General features: G+C 70.3%; 11 protein-coding genes. 6 read left to right on the top strand and 5 right to left on the bottom strand.

The window, feature by feature from the left end; genetic code table 11:
* The first annotated feature begins 106 nt into the window (after positions 1-106).
* The 3 genes from ACZ49J_RS16450 to ACZ49J_RS16440 are packed head-to-tail and all read left to right on the top strand — an operon-like array spanning position 107 to position 5,023.
* On the top strand, positions 107-1,360 hold the full coding sequence (locus tag ACZ49J_RS16450) for an ABC transporter substrate-binding protein (protein WP_467453542.1): 1,254 nt from the start codon (positions 107-109) through the stop codon (positions 1,358-1,360).
* A gap of 22 nt (positions 1,361-1,382) precedes the next feature.
* Positions 1,383-4,199 (top strand): ABC transporter permease subunit, encoded by a 2,817-nt coding sequence (locus ACZ49J_RS16445; protein WP_467453540.1) that lies wholly within the window; start codon positions 1,383-1,385, stop codon positions 4,197-4,199.
* Positions 4,196-5,023: an ABC transporter ATP-binding protein gene (locus ACZ49J_RS16440; protein ID WP_467453539.1), complete on the top strand. Its 828-nt coding sequence runs from the start codon at positions 4,196-4,198 to the stop codon at positions 5,021-5,023. The genes ACZ49J_RS16445 and ACZ49J_RS16440 overlap by 4 nt, the downstream gene beginning before the upstream one ends.
* A gap of 8 nt (positions 5,024-5,031) precedes the next feature.
* Here ACZ49J_RS16440 and ACZ49J_RS16435 read toward each other — a convergent pair whose 3' ends face one another.
* Positions 5,032-5,820, bottom strand: a complete 789-nt coding sequence (locus tag ACZ49J_RS16435; protein ID WP_467453537.1) for a Tat pathway signal sequence domain protein — start codon at positions 5,818-5,820, stop codon at positions 5,032-5,034.
* Between the two features lie 323 nt (positions 5,821-6,143).
* Between ACZ49J_RS16435 and ACZ49J_RS16430 the strand changes: the two genes are divergently transcribed.
* Positions 6,144-6,980, top strand: a complete 837-nt coding sequence (locus tag ACZ49J_RS16430; protein ID WP_467453535.1) for an aldo/keto reductase — start codon at positions 6,144-6,146, stop codon at positions 6,978-6,980.
* Between the two features lie 127 nt (positions 6,981-7,107).
* Here ACZ49J_RS16430 and ACZ49J_RS16425 read toward each other — a convergent pair whose 3' ends face one another.
* Complete coding sequence (locus ACZ49J_RS16425; RefSeq protein ID WP_467453534.1) at positions 7,108-7,809, bottom strand: SDR family oxidoreductase; 702 nt, start codon at positions 7,807-7,809, stop codon at positions 7,108-7,110.
* 81 nt (positions 7,810-7,890) lie between these two features.
* Between ACZ49J_RS16425 and ACZ49J_RS16420 the strand changes: the two genes are divergently transcribed.
* The gene (locus tag ACZ49J_RS16420) at positions 7,891-8,334 is read left to right on the top strand and encodes a hypothetical protein (RefSeq protein ID WP_467453533.1); all 444 of its coding nucleotides are present in this window, start codon (positions 7,891-7,893) and stop codon (positions 8,332-8,334) included.
* Between the two features lie 82 nt (positions 8,335-8,416).
* Here the strand turns inward: ACZ49J_RS16420 and ACZ49J_RS16415 are convergent, their stop codons facing one another.
* The 3 genes from ACZ49J_RS16415 to ACZ49J_RS16405 form a co-directional block, all read right to left on the bottom strand.
* Positions 8,417-9,325 carry a class I SAM-dependent methyltransferase gene (locus ACZ49J_RS16415; RefSeq protein ID WP_467453531.1) on the bottom strand — a complete coding sequence of 303 codons (909 nt, stop codon included), beginning with the start codon at positions 9,323-9,325 and terminating at the stop codon, positions 8,417-8,419.
* Positions 9,326-9,526: 201 nt separating this feature from the next.
* A complete protein-coding gene (locus tag ACZ49J_RS16410; protein WP_467453530.1) occupies positions 9,527-11,245 on the bottom strand; it encodes a glycoside hydrolase family 6 protein in 1,719 nt (572 codons plus the stop codon).
* 67 nt (positions 11,246-11,312) lie between these two features.
* Positions 11,313-12,800: a cellulase family glycosylhydrolase gene (locus tag ACZ49J_RS16405; protein ID WP_467453529.1), complete on the bottom strand. Its 1,488-nt coding sequence runs from the start codon at positions 12,798-12,800 to the stop codon at positions 11,313-11,315.
* Positions 12,801-13,058: 258 nt separating this feature from the next.
* Here ACZ49J_RS16405 and ACZ49J_RS16400 point away from each other — a divergent pair, with 258 nt between their 5' ends.
* Positions 13,059-15,971, top strand: a complete 2,913-nt coding sequence (locus tag ACZ49J_RS16400; protein ID WP_467453528.1) for a glycoside hydrolase family 48 protein — start codon at positions 13,059-13,061, stop codon at positions 15,969-15,971.
* The last annotated feature ends 156 nt before the right edge of the window (positions 15,972-16,127 follow it).

Here is a 16,127-nt window from a genome sequence, read left to right as displayed (position 1 = left end):
CCAACCAGGCGGACGAGACCACAGCACCCACTTACCGTCACACTTATTGACGACCCGTCAGATCTCACGCACGCTTTCGGTCACTCGACGCAAGGAGGGACCGACCGTGTCGCGTTCGATCCGTACCGTCATCGCAGCCGTGGCCTTGTTACTGCTCGCCACCTCCTGCAACTCGGCCGCGACCAGCACGAGTTCGGGCAAGACCGGCGGAGCCGCACGCGGAGTCACCGACGACTCGGTCAAGGTCGGCGGCATCGTCTCGATGACCACGAGCACGGGCTACTCGAAGAAGGACACGGACCTGGGCGCGAAGGCCCGGTTCGACCGGGCCAACGCCGAGGGCGGCGTCCACGGGCGGAAGATCGACTACCTCGGCGCGGAGGACGACGGGCAGGATCCCGCGAAGAACCTCGCGGCTGCCCGCAAACTCGTCCAGCAGGACAAGGTGTTCGCGATCGCGCCGATGAGTTCCACCACCTTCTCGGGCGCCGACTTCCTGCAGCAGCAGAAGGTGCCGACCTTCGGCTGGGGCACCCTGCCGTCGTTCTGCGGGCCGACCTACATCTACGGCTTCGGTGGCTGCATGGTGCCCACGCCCGGTGGGACGATCTCGCAGACCTGGCCCGAGGGGCTGAAGAAGGTGATGGGCGGCTCGGAGGGCAAGTCCGTCGCGATCCTCGCCAACGACAGCGACGCCGGCACGTTCGCCATCCGCACCTACCGGCAGAGCTTCCTGTCGGCGGGCTACGAGGTGACGTACGCAAAGCCGGCCGTGCCCGCCGGGGCCGTGCCGAGCGACTGGTCGGCGTACACGAAGGAGATCCTGCGCAGCGACGGCGGCAGGGCCCCGGACGCCGTGGTGTCGGTGATGCAGACGCCGTACAACATCGGGCTGTTCACCGCCCTCAAGCGGACCGGGTACAAGGGCGTGCTCACCGATCCCACCGACTACGACCCGGCGCTGCTCGCCAAGGACGCGACGGCGAAGGCCCTGGACGGGGTGCACGTGCTGACGCAGTTCCAGCCGTTCGAGCAGGACAGCGCGGACATGCGGCAGTTCCGCGAGGACATCCGGAAGGCGGCCGGGAAGGAGGTGCCGCTGAACATGCACATGATGACCGGATACATGAGCGCCGACCTGTTCCTCGCCATCGCCGGCAAGGCGGGCGAGGACCTGACCGCCGAGTCCTTCCAGAAGGCGGCGAACGGCTTCTCCGACACCGGCACGCTGGTCGGCGACCGGGCCGAACCGAAGGGGCAGAAGGAGTCGTTCGGGTGCGGGGCGCTCGTCCAGCTCAAGAGCGGGAGGTACGTGGTGTCGGCGCCCTTCACGTGCTACTCGCCCATTCCCTTCACGTAGCGGCCGGCCAGGAGGGCTTGGGATGTCCGACCTGCTGGGGTTCGTGCTGAGCGGACTGGTCTCGGGCGCGCTGTACGCGCTGCTGGCGACCGGGCTCGTGCTGTCGTACTCGGCCTCGGGGCTGTTCAACTTCGCGCACGGCGCCACCGCGTACCTGTGTGCGCTGGCCTTCCACGAGCTGCACTCCGGCTTCGGCTGGCCCGCCGTGCCGACCGCCCTGCTGCTGGTGTGCGTCGTCGCGCCCGGGCTGGGCTGGGGCCTCGACCGGCTGATGTTCAGGAAGCTCGCCCGGGTCGGTGAGACGGCCCAGATCGTGGCCACCATCGGGCTGCTGGTGGCGCTGCCCGCGCTCGGGCTGTGGATCGTGGAACTGCTGGAGGGGGCCGGGGCGCCGGTCAGGCCGGCCGAGAACCAGTTCGGGCTGCCCGGCGTCGGACCGAGCCCGGCGGCCTCCTGGCAGCTGATGGACGGGGTCGGGGTCGACTCCGACCAGCTGATCACCTGGGTGGTGACGGCCGTGGTGGCCGTGGCGCTGTGGGTGCTGATGCGGCACACCCCGCTCGGGCTGCGGCTGCGCGCGGCGGTCGACAACCGTTCGCTGGTGGAGTTGCGCGGCATGAGCGCGGACCGGCTGTCGTCGATCGCGTGGATGCTGTCGAGCGGGCTCGCGGGGCTGGCCGGCGTGCTGGCCACTCCCCTGCTCGGTTTGTCCGCGCACGATTTCACCCTGTTCCTGTTCGTGTCGGCGACGGCCGCCGTGCTGGGCCGCTTCGCCTCGGTCCCGCTGGCCTTCGCGGGCGGACTCGGGCTCGGGGTCCTGCAGAACCTGGTCGCGGGATACGCGTCCTTCGCCGAGCGGATCACCGGGTTCCGTACGGCCGTCCCGTTTCTCATCCTCTTCGCCGGGCTGCTGGTGCTGACCCGGCGGCAGCGGACGGCGGGGACCACGGCGGCCGACGCACCGCCGGTGGACCATCTGGCGGGACGGTCATGGGTACGGCGCTGGGGTCCCTGGACGGTGGCGGCGGTACTGCTGGCCGTGGCGTTCTACACGGTGACCACACCGTTCTGGAGCGGTGTCCTCGCCCAAGGGCTCGCGATCTCCCTGGTGTTCGTGTCCTTCACGGTGGTGACCGGGCTCGGGGCGATGGTGTCGCTGGCGCAGGCGACGTTCGTGACGGGTGCGGCGCTCGTGGCGGGGCTGCTGATGAGCCACGGGTGGCCGTTCGCGGCGGCGGCGATGGTGGGCACGTGCGCGGCGGCCCTGCTGGGCGCGCTCGTGGCGCTGCCCGCGCTGCGGCTGGGCGGCCGGTCGCTGGCCCTCGCGACGCTCGCGCTGGCCTTCCTCGCCGATCAGGTCCTGTTCCAGATGGGCTGGCTGCGCAACGGCGACACGGGCTGGGCGATCCCACGGCCCGTCCTTGGTCCGCTGGACCTGTCCGACGACCGGGCGATGGGCGTGGCGATGCTCGTACTCGTCTCGGTGGTCGTGGCGGCGCTGAGCGCGCTGCGCGACTCGCCGTCCGGGCGGGCGATGCTGGCGGTGCGGTCCGCTCCGGCGGCGGCGATGGCCTCGGGTGTCTCGGTCGTCCGGACCAAGTTGACCCTGTTCACGCTGTCCGCCGGACTCGCGGGGTTCGGGGGCGTGATGTACGCGTCGTACAGCACCCGGATCACGGCGACCGACTTCACGGCGATGACGGGGCTCGTCTGGCTGGCGGTGGTCGTGGCAGCCGGGGTGCGGCGGCCGCAGTACGCGGTGGTGGCCGGGCTGGTGTTCGCGGTGATGCCGCACCTCATGGCGGACTACGTGACCGAGTCGGCGCATCTGCCGGTGATCCTGTTCGGACTGGCGGGGCTCGCCCTGGCGAACGACCCGGACGGGTACTGCGCGGCGCTGCCGACGCGGCTGCACCGGCGGCGGGCCACGGCGGTCGCTCCCGGCACTTCCGTCACTCCTTCAGCCACCAGAGTCACCTCTGTCGCTCCGGTCGCTCCTGTCACCCCAGTCACCCCGGTCGCTCCGGTCGTTCCGGTCGTTCCGGTCGCTACCGAACCGTCCGGGCCCCGGGTGGCGCCCGTCACCGACGCGGCCCTCGAACTGCGCGGTGTGCTCGCCGGATACGACGGTGCGCCGGTCCTGCACGGCGTCGACCTCGCCGTACGCCCCGGTGAGATCCTCGCTCTGCTCGGGCCCAACGGGGCCGGGAAGTCCACGACGTGCCGCGTGGCCGCCGGGCTGCTGCCGCCGCTGTCCGGGCGGGTGCACGCCGCCGGGCGCGACGCCACGCGGGAAGGAGCCGTCGGACGGGCACGGGCCGGCGTGCTGCTGGCGCCCGAGGGCCGGGGCATCTTCCCCGCACTGAGCATCGACGAGAACCTGGCACTCCAGCTGCGGGACAAGGGCGAACGCGACGCCGTCTACGACCGCTTCCCCGCGCTCGCGGCCCGGCGCGGCGTCACCGCCGGGTCGTTGTCCGGCGGCGAACAGCAGATGCTCGCGCTCGCGCCCCTCCTCCAGCGCCCGCCCGCCGTCCTGATCGCGGACGAGCCCTCCCTCGGTCTCGCACCCCGCGTGGTCGAGGAGGTGTTCCGTCTCCTCGTCGAACTCAAGGAGACCGGCACGGCGTTGCTGCTCGTCGAGGAGAAGGCGGCCGAGGTCCTCCAGGTCGCCGACACGGTCGCGTACCTGGCTGGGGGGCGGGTGACCTGGTGCGGGCCGCGCTCCGAGGTGGAGGCTGACCGGTTGACGGAGGCGTACCTGGGGATCGGCGCGGGAGGGCGGGACGACGCGCCCGGCGATCAGGGGCACCGGCCCCGGGAGGTGCGTCAATCATGAACTCACGTACCCGGACCACGAGCTCACAGAGCACGAGCCCGAGTCCGAGCGCCCCGGTTCTCCGGGCCACCGGCGTCGGTGTCCGCTTCGGTGGTGTGCGCGCCCTGGACGGCGTGGACCTGGACCTGCGCGCCGGCGAGGTGTGCGGGCTCATCGGCCCCAACGGGGCGGGAAAGACCACCCTGTTCGACGTCCTGTCCGGTATCCGCCGCCCCGACGCGGGCCGCGTGCTCCTCGACGGCTACGACATCACCCGCCGCTCCCCCGTCTGGCGCGCCCGGCACGGCATGCGACGCACCTTCCAACGGCAGCAGCCCTTCGGCCAGTTGACGGTGGCCGACAACCTGGTCGTGGCCCAGGAGTGGCGCGGCGGCGGAGGCGGGCTCGTGGCCGACCTGGTGGGGGCGCCGACCCGGCGACCGTACGAGAGGGCGCGCCGGGAGCGGGCGGCGGACGTGCTGGGCGCCTGCGGCCTGGAGGCGGTCGCCGAGTCGTACGCGGCGGCCCTGCCCGTCGGCCGGGCCCGCATGCTGGAGCTGGCCCGCGCGGTCGCGGACCCGCCCCGGGTGCTGCTCCTGGACGAGCCCGCCTCGGGCATGACCGCCGAGGAGAGCCGCGCCCTCTCGGCCGTCGTGCGGCGACTGGCGGCCGAGGAGGGCTGTGCGGTGCTCCTCGTCGAGCACGACGTCTCCTTCGTCATGGAGGTGTGCGCCCGGGTCGTCGTCCTCGACCTGGGGCGGGTCCTCGCCGAGGGGACGCCCGCCGAGGTGCGCGCGGACACACGGGTGCGCGAGGCGTACCTCGGCGCGGGGGTCACGGACTGACCGTGGGATCAGACGAGTTGGTAGCCGCGCAGGTTGGTGAGCAGCATGTAGGTGTTCTGCAGGGAGCCCGATGTGTCGCCCAGGGAGCGGTAGATGCCCCACTTGGGGCGGACACGGTCGGCGAGGAAGGTGTCGACGCCGGTCTTGGAGGCGTCGATGACGGTGCTGGAGCCGCTCTTGAGGATCCAGCGGACAGAACCGGCCGAACCGTTGCCGATCTTGATCTGGAAGTCGACGTCCGTCCACTTGTCGTGCAGCGGGTCGAGGGCGGTACGGCCGACCAGGATGTCGTCGTCGAACAGCTTCAGCTCGATGGTCTGCGCCCCGTTCACCCGGCGCAGCGACTGCACGACGATCGGCGCGGAGCCGGCGCCCGGCTGCTTCATCTGCATGATGTGGGTGAAGGTGGTCGTGGCCTTCAGCGAGCTCGGGATGTACATCGAGTACGTGACCCGCCAGGTCTGGCCCTCGGTCCACCTGAGGTAGTTGCTTCCGCTGCCGTTGCGCAGTCCGGTGACCTCGTGGCGCTGGCGGTCGGTCGAGGTGTCGCGGTCGACGGTGTGCATGGTGAAGCGCCAGTTGTTGCCGGTGGCGAAGATGTGCGGGGAGGCGGAGGTGTGCGAGTCGGCGCGGTCGTCCTCGATGGTCTCGAAGGCGCCGAGGCCGTCCTCGCTCGCCGACGGGGACCACTTCAGCTGCCAGGAGGCGGCGTGGGCGGTGGACGCGGGAACGCCGGCGGCAGCGGCGGCGGCACCGCCGAGAGCGGCTCCCAGGAGGGTTCTACGCGTGGTGCTCATGACTGTTCACCTCGTCGTGAGTCGTGAGTGTGGGTGAGTCGTGGATCGCGGGTCGCGGGTTGCGCGTCGCGAGTTGGGGGGCGGGGATCGCGCGTGGGGAGTTCATGTACATGGCCGACGTTCACCGACGCGCCCGTCGGCGGGAGTACAGGGTGTCCGCACGGAGGTGCGGGGTCAATGGTCCAGACCGATACGGCCGAACCGGCGGGTCCAATTCCGGCCAACCTGTGATTCGGGCAACGGACTCACCGGTGAGGAATGCGGCGGAGCCCGTGATCGTTGACGATGGGAGTACCACCCGACGACTGAAGGATCGAGAGCTCGTGAGCAGCAAGGTCCCCCCGATCACTCTGAACAACGGCGTCGAGATGCCCCAGCTGGGCTTCGGTGTCTGGCAGGTGCCGGACGACGAGGCGGAGCAGGCGGTCACCACCGCCCTGGAGGCCGGGTACCGCAGCATCGACACAGCCGCGATCTACGGCAACGAGGAGGGCACCGGCAAGGCGCTCGCGGCCTCCGGTCTCCCCCGCGAGGACCTCTTCGTCACCACCAAGCTCTGGAACAGCGAGCAGGGGTACGACTCCACGCTGCGTGCCTTCGACGCGTCGCTGGAGAAGCTCGGCCTGGAGTTCGTGGACCTGTACCTGATCCACTGGCCGCTGCCGGCCAAGGGCACGTCCACCGAGACGTACAAGGCCTTCGAGAAGCTGTACGCGGACGGCCGCGCCCGCGCCATCGGCGTCTCCAACTTCCTTCCGGAGCACCTGGATCACCTGATCGAGGCCACCTCCGTGATCCCCGCGGTCAACCAGATCGAGCTGCACCCGCACCTCCAGCAGCACGCGGCCCGTGAGTACCACGCGCAGCAGGGCATCGCCACCGAGGCCTGGTCGCCGCTCGGCCAGGGCAAGGGCCTCCTGGAGGTCCCCGCGATCGTCGCCATCGCGCAGAAGCACGGCCGCACCCCGGCCCAGATCGTGCTGCGCTGGCACCTCCAACTCGGCAACGTCGTGATCCCCAAGTCCGTGACCCCGTCCCGGATCAAGGAGAACATCGACGTGTTCGACTTCTCCCTCGACACGGAGGACATCGCCGCGATCAGCGCACTGAACGAGGACCGGCGCCTCGGCCCGGACCCGGCGACGTTCGACGTGGCCTGACCGGCCTGGACAAACGCCCCGGAGCAGGACCTTCCGGTCCCGTTCCGGGGCGTTTCGCGTACCCGGGGCACGCCCGGCGGACCCGGAGCACCGGCCGGCCGTCGTGCCGAGGCGACACGGCGGTCGATCAGTTGGGCTGTCCGATCGGCCGTACGACCATGGTGTTGACGTCGACACCGGGCGGCTGGCGGATCGCCCAGACGATCGAGTCGGCGAGCTGGTCGGCGGTGAGCAGGTGGCCCGGCGGCAGGCTGCCGTAGTTGTCCCAGAACGGGGTCTCGACCCGGCCGGGTGCGATCAGGGTGACGCCCACGCCCCACTCGGTGACCTGGCGGCGGGTGTTCTCGGCGAGCCCGGTGACGGCCCACTTGGTCGCCCCGTAGATGTTGCCCGGTGTGTTGACGAAGCCGGCGACGCTGCCGACCAGCACGATCCGCCCCCGGGTCTCCTTCAACGAGTCGATGGAGGCCCTGATGAGGAGGGCGGGCCCGAGCACATTGGTCAGCACCATGTCGGTCCAGCCGGCCGGGTCGCCCTCGGCGACCGTGTCGTGCGTGCCGAACCCGGCGTTGGCGACGACCGTGTCGAGCCGGCCGAACTCCTTCTGCGTCGCCTCGACGGCGCCCCGGACACTGTCGTACTCGGCCGCGTTCCCGGCCACCGTCAGCAGCCCTTCCGGGTCGCCCAGTTCGGCGGCGAAGGCACGCAGCCGCTCCTCGCCCCGCCCGGTGACGGTCACCCGGTGTCCCGCGTCCAGCAGTTGCCGGGCGACCGCGGCGCCGATGCCGCTGCCCCCGCCCGTGATGAGCGCGACAGGAGAGTCGCTCATGGTGATTACCCCCACATGTGCGTTGTCAGTGACGTGAGTTCACCAGTTGGAGCACTCTCGAAGTCAAGCGCGCTGAACCGTGTGCGACGTCGGCAGGCGCCGCCCGCGGCGCATCCCACCCTCCGAGCTCCTGGAACCGCGACGAAGGACGCCACCTACCCGGGCTCCAAGGGCGGCGGGGGCGCACCGTCCGGGGGCGGCGACGGGAGCGGCTTCGCCGACGCGCAGGACGCGTCGGCGACCCTCGACAAACCGGCGGCGGACAGCGACACCGGAGTCGTCTTCCTCGCCGACGTGGCGGTCATCTGGATGGCCAACATGGCCGCGGCCACGGCGGTCAACGCCATCCCGGTCGGCGGGCAGGCGGCGTCGGTCGCCATGTTCGCCCTGGCCGCGGCGCAGGCCGTGATGATGACCGAGAGGTTCCTGGGGAAGCGGGACATAGGGCCGGGGTTGGCGGTGGCGGCGCCGGCCGGGGCGATCGCCCCACTGCCGCTGATCGGCGGGCTCGACGCGTTGTTCTGAGGCGAGGAGTGCGGCCCGACGCGTCAGGGGCGCGCGCGTCATGGTGATCGCGCGCCCGGTACCTGCCGGCCCGGAACACCCGTTACCGGGTCCGGAACTCCGCCTCCGCCACATGGATCGTGTGCGCCGCCAGCACGAAGACGTCCGGCCGGTGGTACAGGCTCGCCTTGTCGTCGGGGTCGACGAGCCGGTCGATGGTCGCGAGGTCGGTCGCGTCGAGGTGTTCCCCGACGGTGTCGCGGTGGCGCTGGAACATGGTCACGACGAACGCGCGGGCCTCGTCGGGCAGCGGAGCGGGCAGGTCGAGCAGGAAGGTGCGGCTGGTGGCGCCGCGCAGGCCGACGGAGGTGAGAAGGCCGGGCCAGTCCTCGGTCACCTGGACGGCTCCGGGGAGTTCGGCCCGCATCGCGGTGAACCGGTCGGCCTCGACGGCGTCGATACGGGCCTGGAGACCGGGCCGGCCGATGCCGATGTCGCGGGGCAGGTAGCGGGCGGGGAGGCCGCCCTCCAGCAGCGCGAGGGTGCCGCCGGGCGCCAGCCGCTCGGCGAAGGCCGCGAGGGCCGCCCGCTGGTCGGCGAGGTGGTGCAGGCTCCGGCTCGCCCAGAGCAGGTCGACCGGGTAGTCCAGGTCACCGAGCGCGTCCGGGAGGTCGCCCTCCAGGGTGCTGAAGCGGTCGGCGATCCCCAGACGCTCGGCCCGCGCCCCGGCGCGTTCGAGGAGGGGGCCCGAGCCGTCCGCGGCGACGACACGAGCGCCCGGGAACGCCTCGGCCAGCACGCCGGCCACGACGCCGGGCCCGCTGCCCGCGTCGACGACGAGCCCCGGATGGGGCTGCCGCTTGCTCAGCCAGGCCGCTGCCCGTGCGTACAGAGGGGAGAACAGCTCCGCCTCCGCCTCCAGCTTCGAGGCCATGGCGGACCAGTCGATGTCGGTGTGGCCGTAGTGGTTGCCGTGGTGGTTGCCGTGATCGTGCTCGTGGTGGTGTCCCATGGTGGTGACCCTCTCGTCCGGATGCCGCCAGCGTGCGCCGACGCACCGCGTTGCGGCAATCGACGTTGCCGTGTCGGCAATCCGGGCAGGAGGGCCACCATCGTGGTCCGCCGGGGGCAGGCCCAGGATTCCTGGCTCCCGGCGGACCCCGTGCACCAGGCGCTCACGTGCCCGGGCTCGTGGCCCCGGGCACGTGACGGCTCACAGCGCCGGGTACGCGTTCTTCATGAGCTCCTGGAACTGGGCCGAGAACCAGTGGCCGGACAGCGGGGCGTTCGGCAGGGCACCCGACATGTTGTAGTTGTTGCGCGGGTTGCCCGTGTACGTCGGGTCGCACATGCGGTCGAAGCCCTTGCCCTCGTCGTTCGGGATGGCCGAGCTGGCGCCGTCGGACTCACCCGGGGGCTTCATCCACACGTAGGCGTCGATCCCGGCCGCCGGGGAGGCCTGCGGGCGCTCGCCGAGTCCGGCTCCGGACTGGTTGCACCAGTTGCCGGTGTTGAGGCGGCGGTCGTAGCGCCCGCCGTCGACGTATGTGTCGACGCTGGTCGTCGCGCCCGGCCCGGTGGGCCGTGCGGTGCCGCCCCAGCCGTTGCGCGAGGTGTCGATCAGCATGCCGATGCCCGAGTTGAAGCCGACCGAGACCAGCTGGTTGCGGAAGGCCTGGGCGAAGGACAGCTCGTCGACGTAGCGGTTCCAGTCGACCCACTTCGACTCGCGGACCGACTTGCCGGCCACGGTGTCGTTGATGGTGAAGTTGTTCTCCTTCAGCGCGCTGTAGTTCGCCGTGTTGGTGATGAATCCGTGGACGTCGTTCACCGTGGCGCCCTCGGCGGTCGCCGCCTCCTTCATGATGGTGGCGGAGGGGCCGAAGTTGTCGTCCCAGCCGAGCCAGCCGTGGTGGCCGGCGTCGACGTAGTTGTAGACGTTCGCCACGTCACCGAGCTTGTTGAGGGCGTAGCCGACGCCCTTGACGTAGTTGCCGTTGGCCTTCATGACGTCGCACTGCGGGACGGCCGTCGGGCGGCTGCCGGTGTTCGTGACGAGGTTCGGCAGCGAGTCGATCTCGACGGTGGTGACGATCCGCAGCGAGGCGTACTTGGGGTCGGCGAGGATCGCCTTGATCGGGTCGATGTACTGCGTCTTGTACTTGTCGATCTCATCCGGCTTGAGCTCGCCGTTGGAGGCGAGGGCCGAGCAGTCGCGTCCGGGCAGGTTGTAGATGACCAGCTGGACGACCAGCTCGTCGGAGCCCTTCTGCCGCAGCGCCTCGTCGAGGTGGGCGCGCAGGCCCATCTTGCCGTTCACGCCGTTGATGGCGGCGCTCCGGTCGAGCCAGACGCCCGTGGGCTGGTTGGCGATCCGGCTGCCGCCCGGCTCGGCGTTGGCGTTCGCCCGCCACTCGGGGTTCACGTACACCTTGGCGCCGGAGTACGGGTTGTCGACCCGCCCGGACGGGCCGCCGGGACCGGGGTCCCCGGGGCCACCGCTGCCGTCGTCGACGTTGCAGGTGACGCCGTCGAGGGTGAAGGTGGCCGGGATCGCGTTGGTGCCGCTGTAGGTGCCGTTGAAGCCGAAGCTGACCGAACCGCCGGTCGACATCGCGCCGTTGTAGTTCTCGTTGGACGCGGTCACGGCGTTGCCGCTCTGGCTGAGCTTGGCGTTCCAGCCGCTGGTGATCCTCTGGTTGCCGGCGTACGACCACTTCAGGGCCCACGACGACTTGGCGGCGCCGTTGTTGGTGACCGTGACGGCGGCGGTGAAGCCGGTGTCCCACTGGTTCTGGATCTTGTAGTCGACGGTGCAGGGGACGGCCTGGGCGCCGGTGTCGCCGGGGACGGCGGCCATGGCGGTCCCGGCGGCGCCGCCCACGAGGGTCAGTGCGGCGAGCAGTGCCGTTCTCGTTCGGGTACGGCTCATGAGTGCGGGTTCCTATCCGTAGAGGGTTTTTTCGTGGGGGTGGTCCGTACGAGTCGGTCTGGAGGGGCTATCCGTCGAGGGAGCGCAGGTGGTCGCGCAGCCCGATGCCGAAGGACGTGGGGGTTCCGTCGTAACTGGAGATCAGGGCGGGCCCGGAGCCGCAGTTCCAGGTGTTCCAGGTCCAGCCGAGGTAGGAGAGCCCCCGTGCGTCGAACCAGGCCATGACGCGGTCGATGAAGGAGTGGGCGCAGGTGTTCTCGCCGATCTCGCCCGCGACCAGCGGGACCCGGTCCGCGACGGGAGCCAGCGTGGAGTTCCAGCAGTTCTCGTTGGAGCAGGTGTTGAAGTTGTAGACGTGCCAGGCGGCGGCGAGATTGCCCGTCGGGTCATGCGGCTTGTACGTCAGCCACTGGCTCAGGTCGTTCGAGTAGGCGAGCCCGCCGGCCAGGATCACGTTCTTGGCGCCGGTGCTCCGGACGGCGTCGACCAGGTCCTGCATCCCGGCGACCTCGTAGCCGATGCCGGGGCAGGCGCCGCCGTCGCGCCAGCAGGTCCACGCCTGGGTGGCCGTGGAGGTGGCGCGGTCCGGGTAGGGCTCGTTGAACAGGTCGAAGACGACGGCCGGGTCGTCCTTGAAGGTGTTCGCGACCGAGGTCCAGAACGCAGGCGTGTACTGCATGTTGGGCATGGGCTTCTGGCAGCTGGCGTGCACGTCGGAGCAGCCCGCCGAGTTGCCCGTGTACTGGCCCCAGGACCAGTGCAGTTCCACCATCGGCGTCATGCCGTGCGCCTTGACCTTGGCCACCAGGTCCTTGACGGCGCTTATGTAGGTGGCGCCCCGGTACTCGGGCTTGATGTTGGACAGCCCGAGCCAGCACTCCTCGTTGAGCGGGATGCGGACCGTGTTGACGTTCCAGTCGGCGATCGCCTTGACGGAGGCGTCGTCGACGGGGCCGTCCCAGATGCCGTAGCCCTGCACGCACGCGAACTCGCCGCCGGAGCGGTTGACGCCGAGCAGCCGGCGGGTCGCGCCGCTCGCGTCAACGAGCTTGTTGCCGGACACCTCCAGCGCGGGCGGCCCGTCACCACTCGGCGGCGGGTCCGTCGGGTCCGGGTCGGTCGGGTCCGGCGAGGGCTCCGCGTCCACGTTGCACGCCGTCCCGTTGAGCTTGAACGAGGTCGGCGCGGGGCTGCTCGCCGGCCCCGAGGCGATGAACCCGGCGCTGACGCTCCCGCCCGAGGGCAGCGAACCGTTCCAGCTCTCGTTGGCCGCGGTGACCGTCGTGCCGGACTGGGACCACTTGGCGCTCCAGCCCTGGGTGACCTTCTGGCCTCCGGCGAAGTCGAAGGTCAGACTCCAACCGCTCAGCGCCGCCTGGTTGTTGGTGATCTCCACGGCACCCTGGAAGCCGGCGTCCCACTGGCTGGTGACCGAGTACTCGACCGTGCAGGCGGGCGCGGCACCGGACGCCGTGACCACCGGAGCCACCGCGGTGCCGACGAGGGCGACGGCTGCGGCGACGAGTAAAAGACCTGAACGCGGGGGGTGTCGCATGAGCGACTCCTTGCAGCTCTGACGCGTCAGGGACAGGCGCGTCGACTGATGGAATCGCTCCCACTGGTGTTGGGCGAAGGTAGCGCCAAGTGACGGTAAAGACCAGAGGTGATGCCGTCTTGCGTTCATCGAATCTTTTCGACTCTTCAAGCACCTTGACCCCTCTCACCCCCCTCCCCAATATGGGAGCGCTCCCACTGGTTCAAGGCTTGTTGCTCCTCCCCCCACTTCCTTCGAGCCGCAAGGAGGAACCAGCACATGCACTCCAGACGGAGACGCCGTGCACGGCGGCTGTGGACCGCCGTCGTCGCGGCCCTCGCACTCCCCTTCACGATGCTGAGCGCGAGTTCGACTCCCGCTGAGGCAGCGGCAGTTCAGTGCAGTGTCGACTACAAGACCAATGACTGGGGCTCCGGTTTCACCGCCGAGCTCACGATCACCAACCGGGGCACGGAAGCGATCTCCGGCTGGACCCTGACGTACGACTACACGGGCAACCAGAAGCTCAGCAACGGCTGGAGCGGCACCTGGTCGCAGTCCGGCACGACGGTGACGGCGAAGAACGCGTCCTGGAACGGGACGATCGCCGTCGGAGCCGCCGTCACCACCGGCGCCCAGTTCACCTACAGCGGCACCAACGCCGCACCCACCAACTTCGCGATCAACGGCACGACCTGCGCCGGCGCGCACCAGCCGCCGGTCACCGTGCTGACCAGCCCGGCCGCGGGCGCCGTCTACTCGCAGGGCGACGCCGTGCCGCTCGCCGCCACCGCCGCGGCGGCCGACGGGGCGACGGTCACCAAGGTCGAGTTCTACGACGACACCAAGCTGCTGGGCACCGACACGAGTTCCCCCTACTCGCTCTCCGTCTCCGACTTGGCCGTGGGCAGTCATTCGCTGGTGGCGAAGGCGTACGACAGCATGGGCGCGTCCGCGGACTCCACGCCGGTCGGCATCACGGTCGCCTCGGGGCCGGCCGTGGTGGCCTCGCCGCTCCAACTGGGCGTGCAGTCCGGCAAGACGGGCACGTACGAGGTGAAACTCTCGACGCAACCGTCGTCGAACGTGACGGTGACGACGTCGAGGGCGAGCGGCAACACGGGCCTGTCCGTCACCGATGGCGCCTCCCTCACCTTCACCCCGCGGAACTGGAACACCGCGCAGAAGGTGACCATCACGGCCGCCTCCTCCGGCACCGGCTCGGCGACCTTCGAGTCCGCCGCCACCGGTCACGCCAAGGCCTCGGTGACCGTCACGCAGCTGGCCGCGTCGAAGGAGTACGACGCCCGCTTCCTCGAGATGTACGGCAAGATCACCAACCCGGCGAACGGCTACTTCTCCCCCGAGGGCATCCCGTACCACTCGGTGGAGACGCTGATCGTCGAGGCGCCGGACCACGGCCATGAGACGACCTCGGAGGCGTACAGCTACCTCCTGTGGCTGCAGGCCATGTACGGCAAGGTGACGGGTGACTGGTCCAAGTTCAACGGCGCCTGGGAGATCATGGAGAAGTACATGATCCCCACGAAGGCGGACCAGCCGACCAACTCCTTCTACAACCCCTCCAAGCCGGCCACCTACGCCCCCGAGTACGACACCCCGAACGAGTACCCGGCGAAGCTGGACGCCGGTGTCGCGGTCGGCCCGGACCCGATCGCCGCCGAGCTGAAGAGCGCGTACGGCACGGACGACGTGTACGGCATGCACTGGCTGCAGGACGTCGACAACGTCTACGGCTACGGCAACTCGCCCGGCAAGTGCGAGGCGGGCCCCACGGACACCGGACCGTCGTACATCAACACCTTCCAGCGCGGCCCGCAGGAGTCGGTGTGGGAGACCGTCCCACAGCCCACCTGCGACGCCTTCAAGTACGGTGGGAAGAACGGGTACCTGGATCTGTTCACCGGCGACGCGTCGTACGCCAAGCAGTGGAAGTTCACCAACGCGCCCGACGCCGACGCGCGCGCCGTGCAGGCCGCGTACTGGGCCGACAAGTGGGCCAAGGAGCAGGGCAAGGGCTCCGACGTCTCGGCGGTCGTCGGCAAGGCCGCGAAGATGGGCGACTACCTGCGCTACGCCATGTACGACAAGTACTTCAAGAAGATCGGCAACTGTGTGGGGGCCTCGTCCTGCCCGGCGGGCACCGGCAAGGACTCCTCGCACTACCTGCTCTCCTGGTACTACGCGTGGGGCGGCGCGACCGACACCTCCGCGGGCTGGTCGTGGCGCATCGGCTCCAGCCACGCGCACGGCGGCTACCAGAACCCGCTCGCCGCGTACGCGCTCGCCAACTACGCGCCGCTGAAGCCCAAGTCGGCGACCGGCCAGGCGGACTGGGCCAAGTCCCTGGACCGGCAGATCGAGTTCTACCGCTGGCTCCAGTCGGACGAGGGCGCCATCGCGGGCGGCGCCACCAACAGCTGGGGCGGGCGGTACGCCACCCCGCCGACCGGCAAGCCGACCTTCTACGGCATGTACTACGACGAGAAGCCCGTGTACCACGACCCGCCGTCCAACCAGTGGTTCGGCTTCCAGGCGTGGTCCATGGAGCGGGTCGCCGAGTACTACCAGCAGACGGGCAACGCGGGCGCGAAGGCGATCCTCGACAAGTGGGTCGACTGGGCGCTGTCCAAGACCACCGTCAACCCGGACGGCACCTACCGCATCCCGTCGACGCTCCAGTGGTCGGGCGCCCCCGACACCTGGAACGCCTCGAACCCGGGCTCCAACAGCGGGCTGCACGTCACCGTCGCCGACTACACCGACGACGTGGGCGTGGCGGCCGCGTACGCCAAGACGCTGACGTACTACGCCGACCGCTCCGGTGACACCCAGGCGGCCTCGACGGCGAAGGCACTGCTGGACGGCATGTGGAAGAACAACCAGGACGCGCTCGGCATCGCCGTCCCGGAGACCCGAGCCGACTACAACCGCTTTGACGACCGCGTCTACATCCCGAGCGGCTGGACCGGCACCATGCCGAACGGCGACGCGATCAACTCGTCGTCGACCTTCGAGTCGATCCGCTCGTTCTACGAGGACGACCCGGCCTGGTCGAAGATCGAGGCGTACCTGGCGGGCGGGGCCGCGCCGTCGTTCACGTACCACCGGTTCTGGGCCCAGGCGGACATCGCCCTGGCCATGGGCTCGTACGCGGAGCTTCTCGAATAAGTCCCCGCCGGGCGCTCCGCGGATCGGCGGTGGGAAGACTGCGGGCCGAGTGTGGCTGGTCGCGCAGTTCCCCGCGCCCCTGTGGGGCGCGGGGCTCACCGTGCCTTCGCGGAACCGCTCGAAGGCTCCTCGTACGTGGTCCCGTCACCTGACGGC

This window comes from Streptomyces sp. NPDC030840 (assembly GCF_055572015.1).
This window is presented reverse-complemented; position numbering and strand designations above follow the sequence as displayed.

Bases quoted from the DNA above. Each gene is read 5' to 3' on its own strand.
- ACZ49J_RS16445 (WP_467453540.1), top strand. From the start codon at position 1,383: ATGTCCGACCTGCTGGGGTTCGTGCTGAGCGGACTGGTCTCGGGCGCG.
- ACZ49J_RS16440 (WP_467453539.1), top strand. From the start codon at position 4,196: ATGAACTCACGTACCCGGACCACGAGCTCACAGAGCACGAGCCCGAGT.
- ACZ49J_RS16435 (WP_467453537.1), bottom strand. From the start codon at position 5,820: ATGAGCACCACGCGTAGAACCCTCCTGGGAGCCGCTCTCGGCGGTGCC.
- ACZ49J_RS16425 (WP_467453534.1), bottom strand. From the start codon at position 7,809: ATGAGCGACTCTCCTGTCGCGCTCATCACGGGCGGGGGCAGCGGCATC.
- ACZ49J_RS16415 (WP_467453531.1), bottom strand. From the start codon at position 9,325: ATGGGACACCACCACGAGCACGATCACGGCAACCACCACGGCAACCAC.
- ACZ49J_RS16410 (WP_467453530.1), bottom strand. From the start codon at position 11,245: ATGAGCCGTACCCGAACGAGAACGGCACTGCTCGCCGCACTGACCCTC.
- ACZ49J_RS16405 (WP_467453529.1), bottom strand. From the start codon at position 12,800: ATGCGACACCCCCCGCGTTCAGGTCTTTTACTCGTCGCCGCAGCCGTC.
- ACZ49J_RS16400 (WP_467453528.1), top strand. From the start codon at position 13,059: ATGCACTCCAGACGGAGACGCCGTGCACGGCGGCTGTGGACCGCCGTC.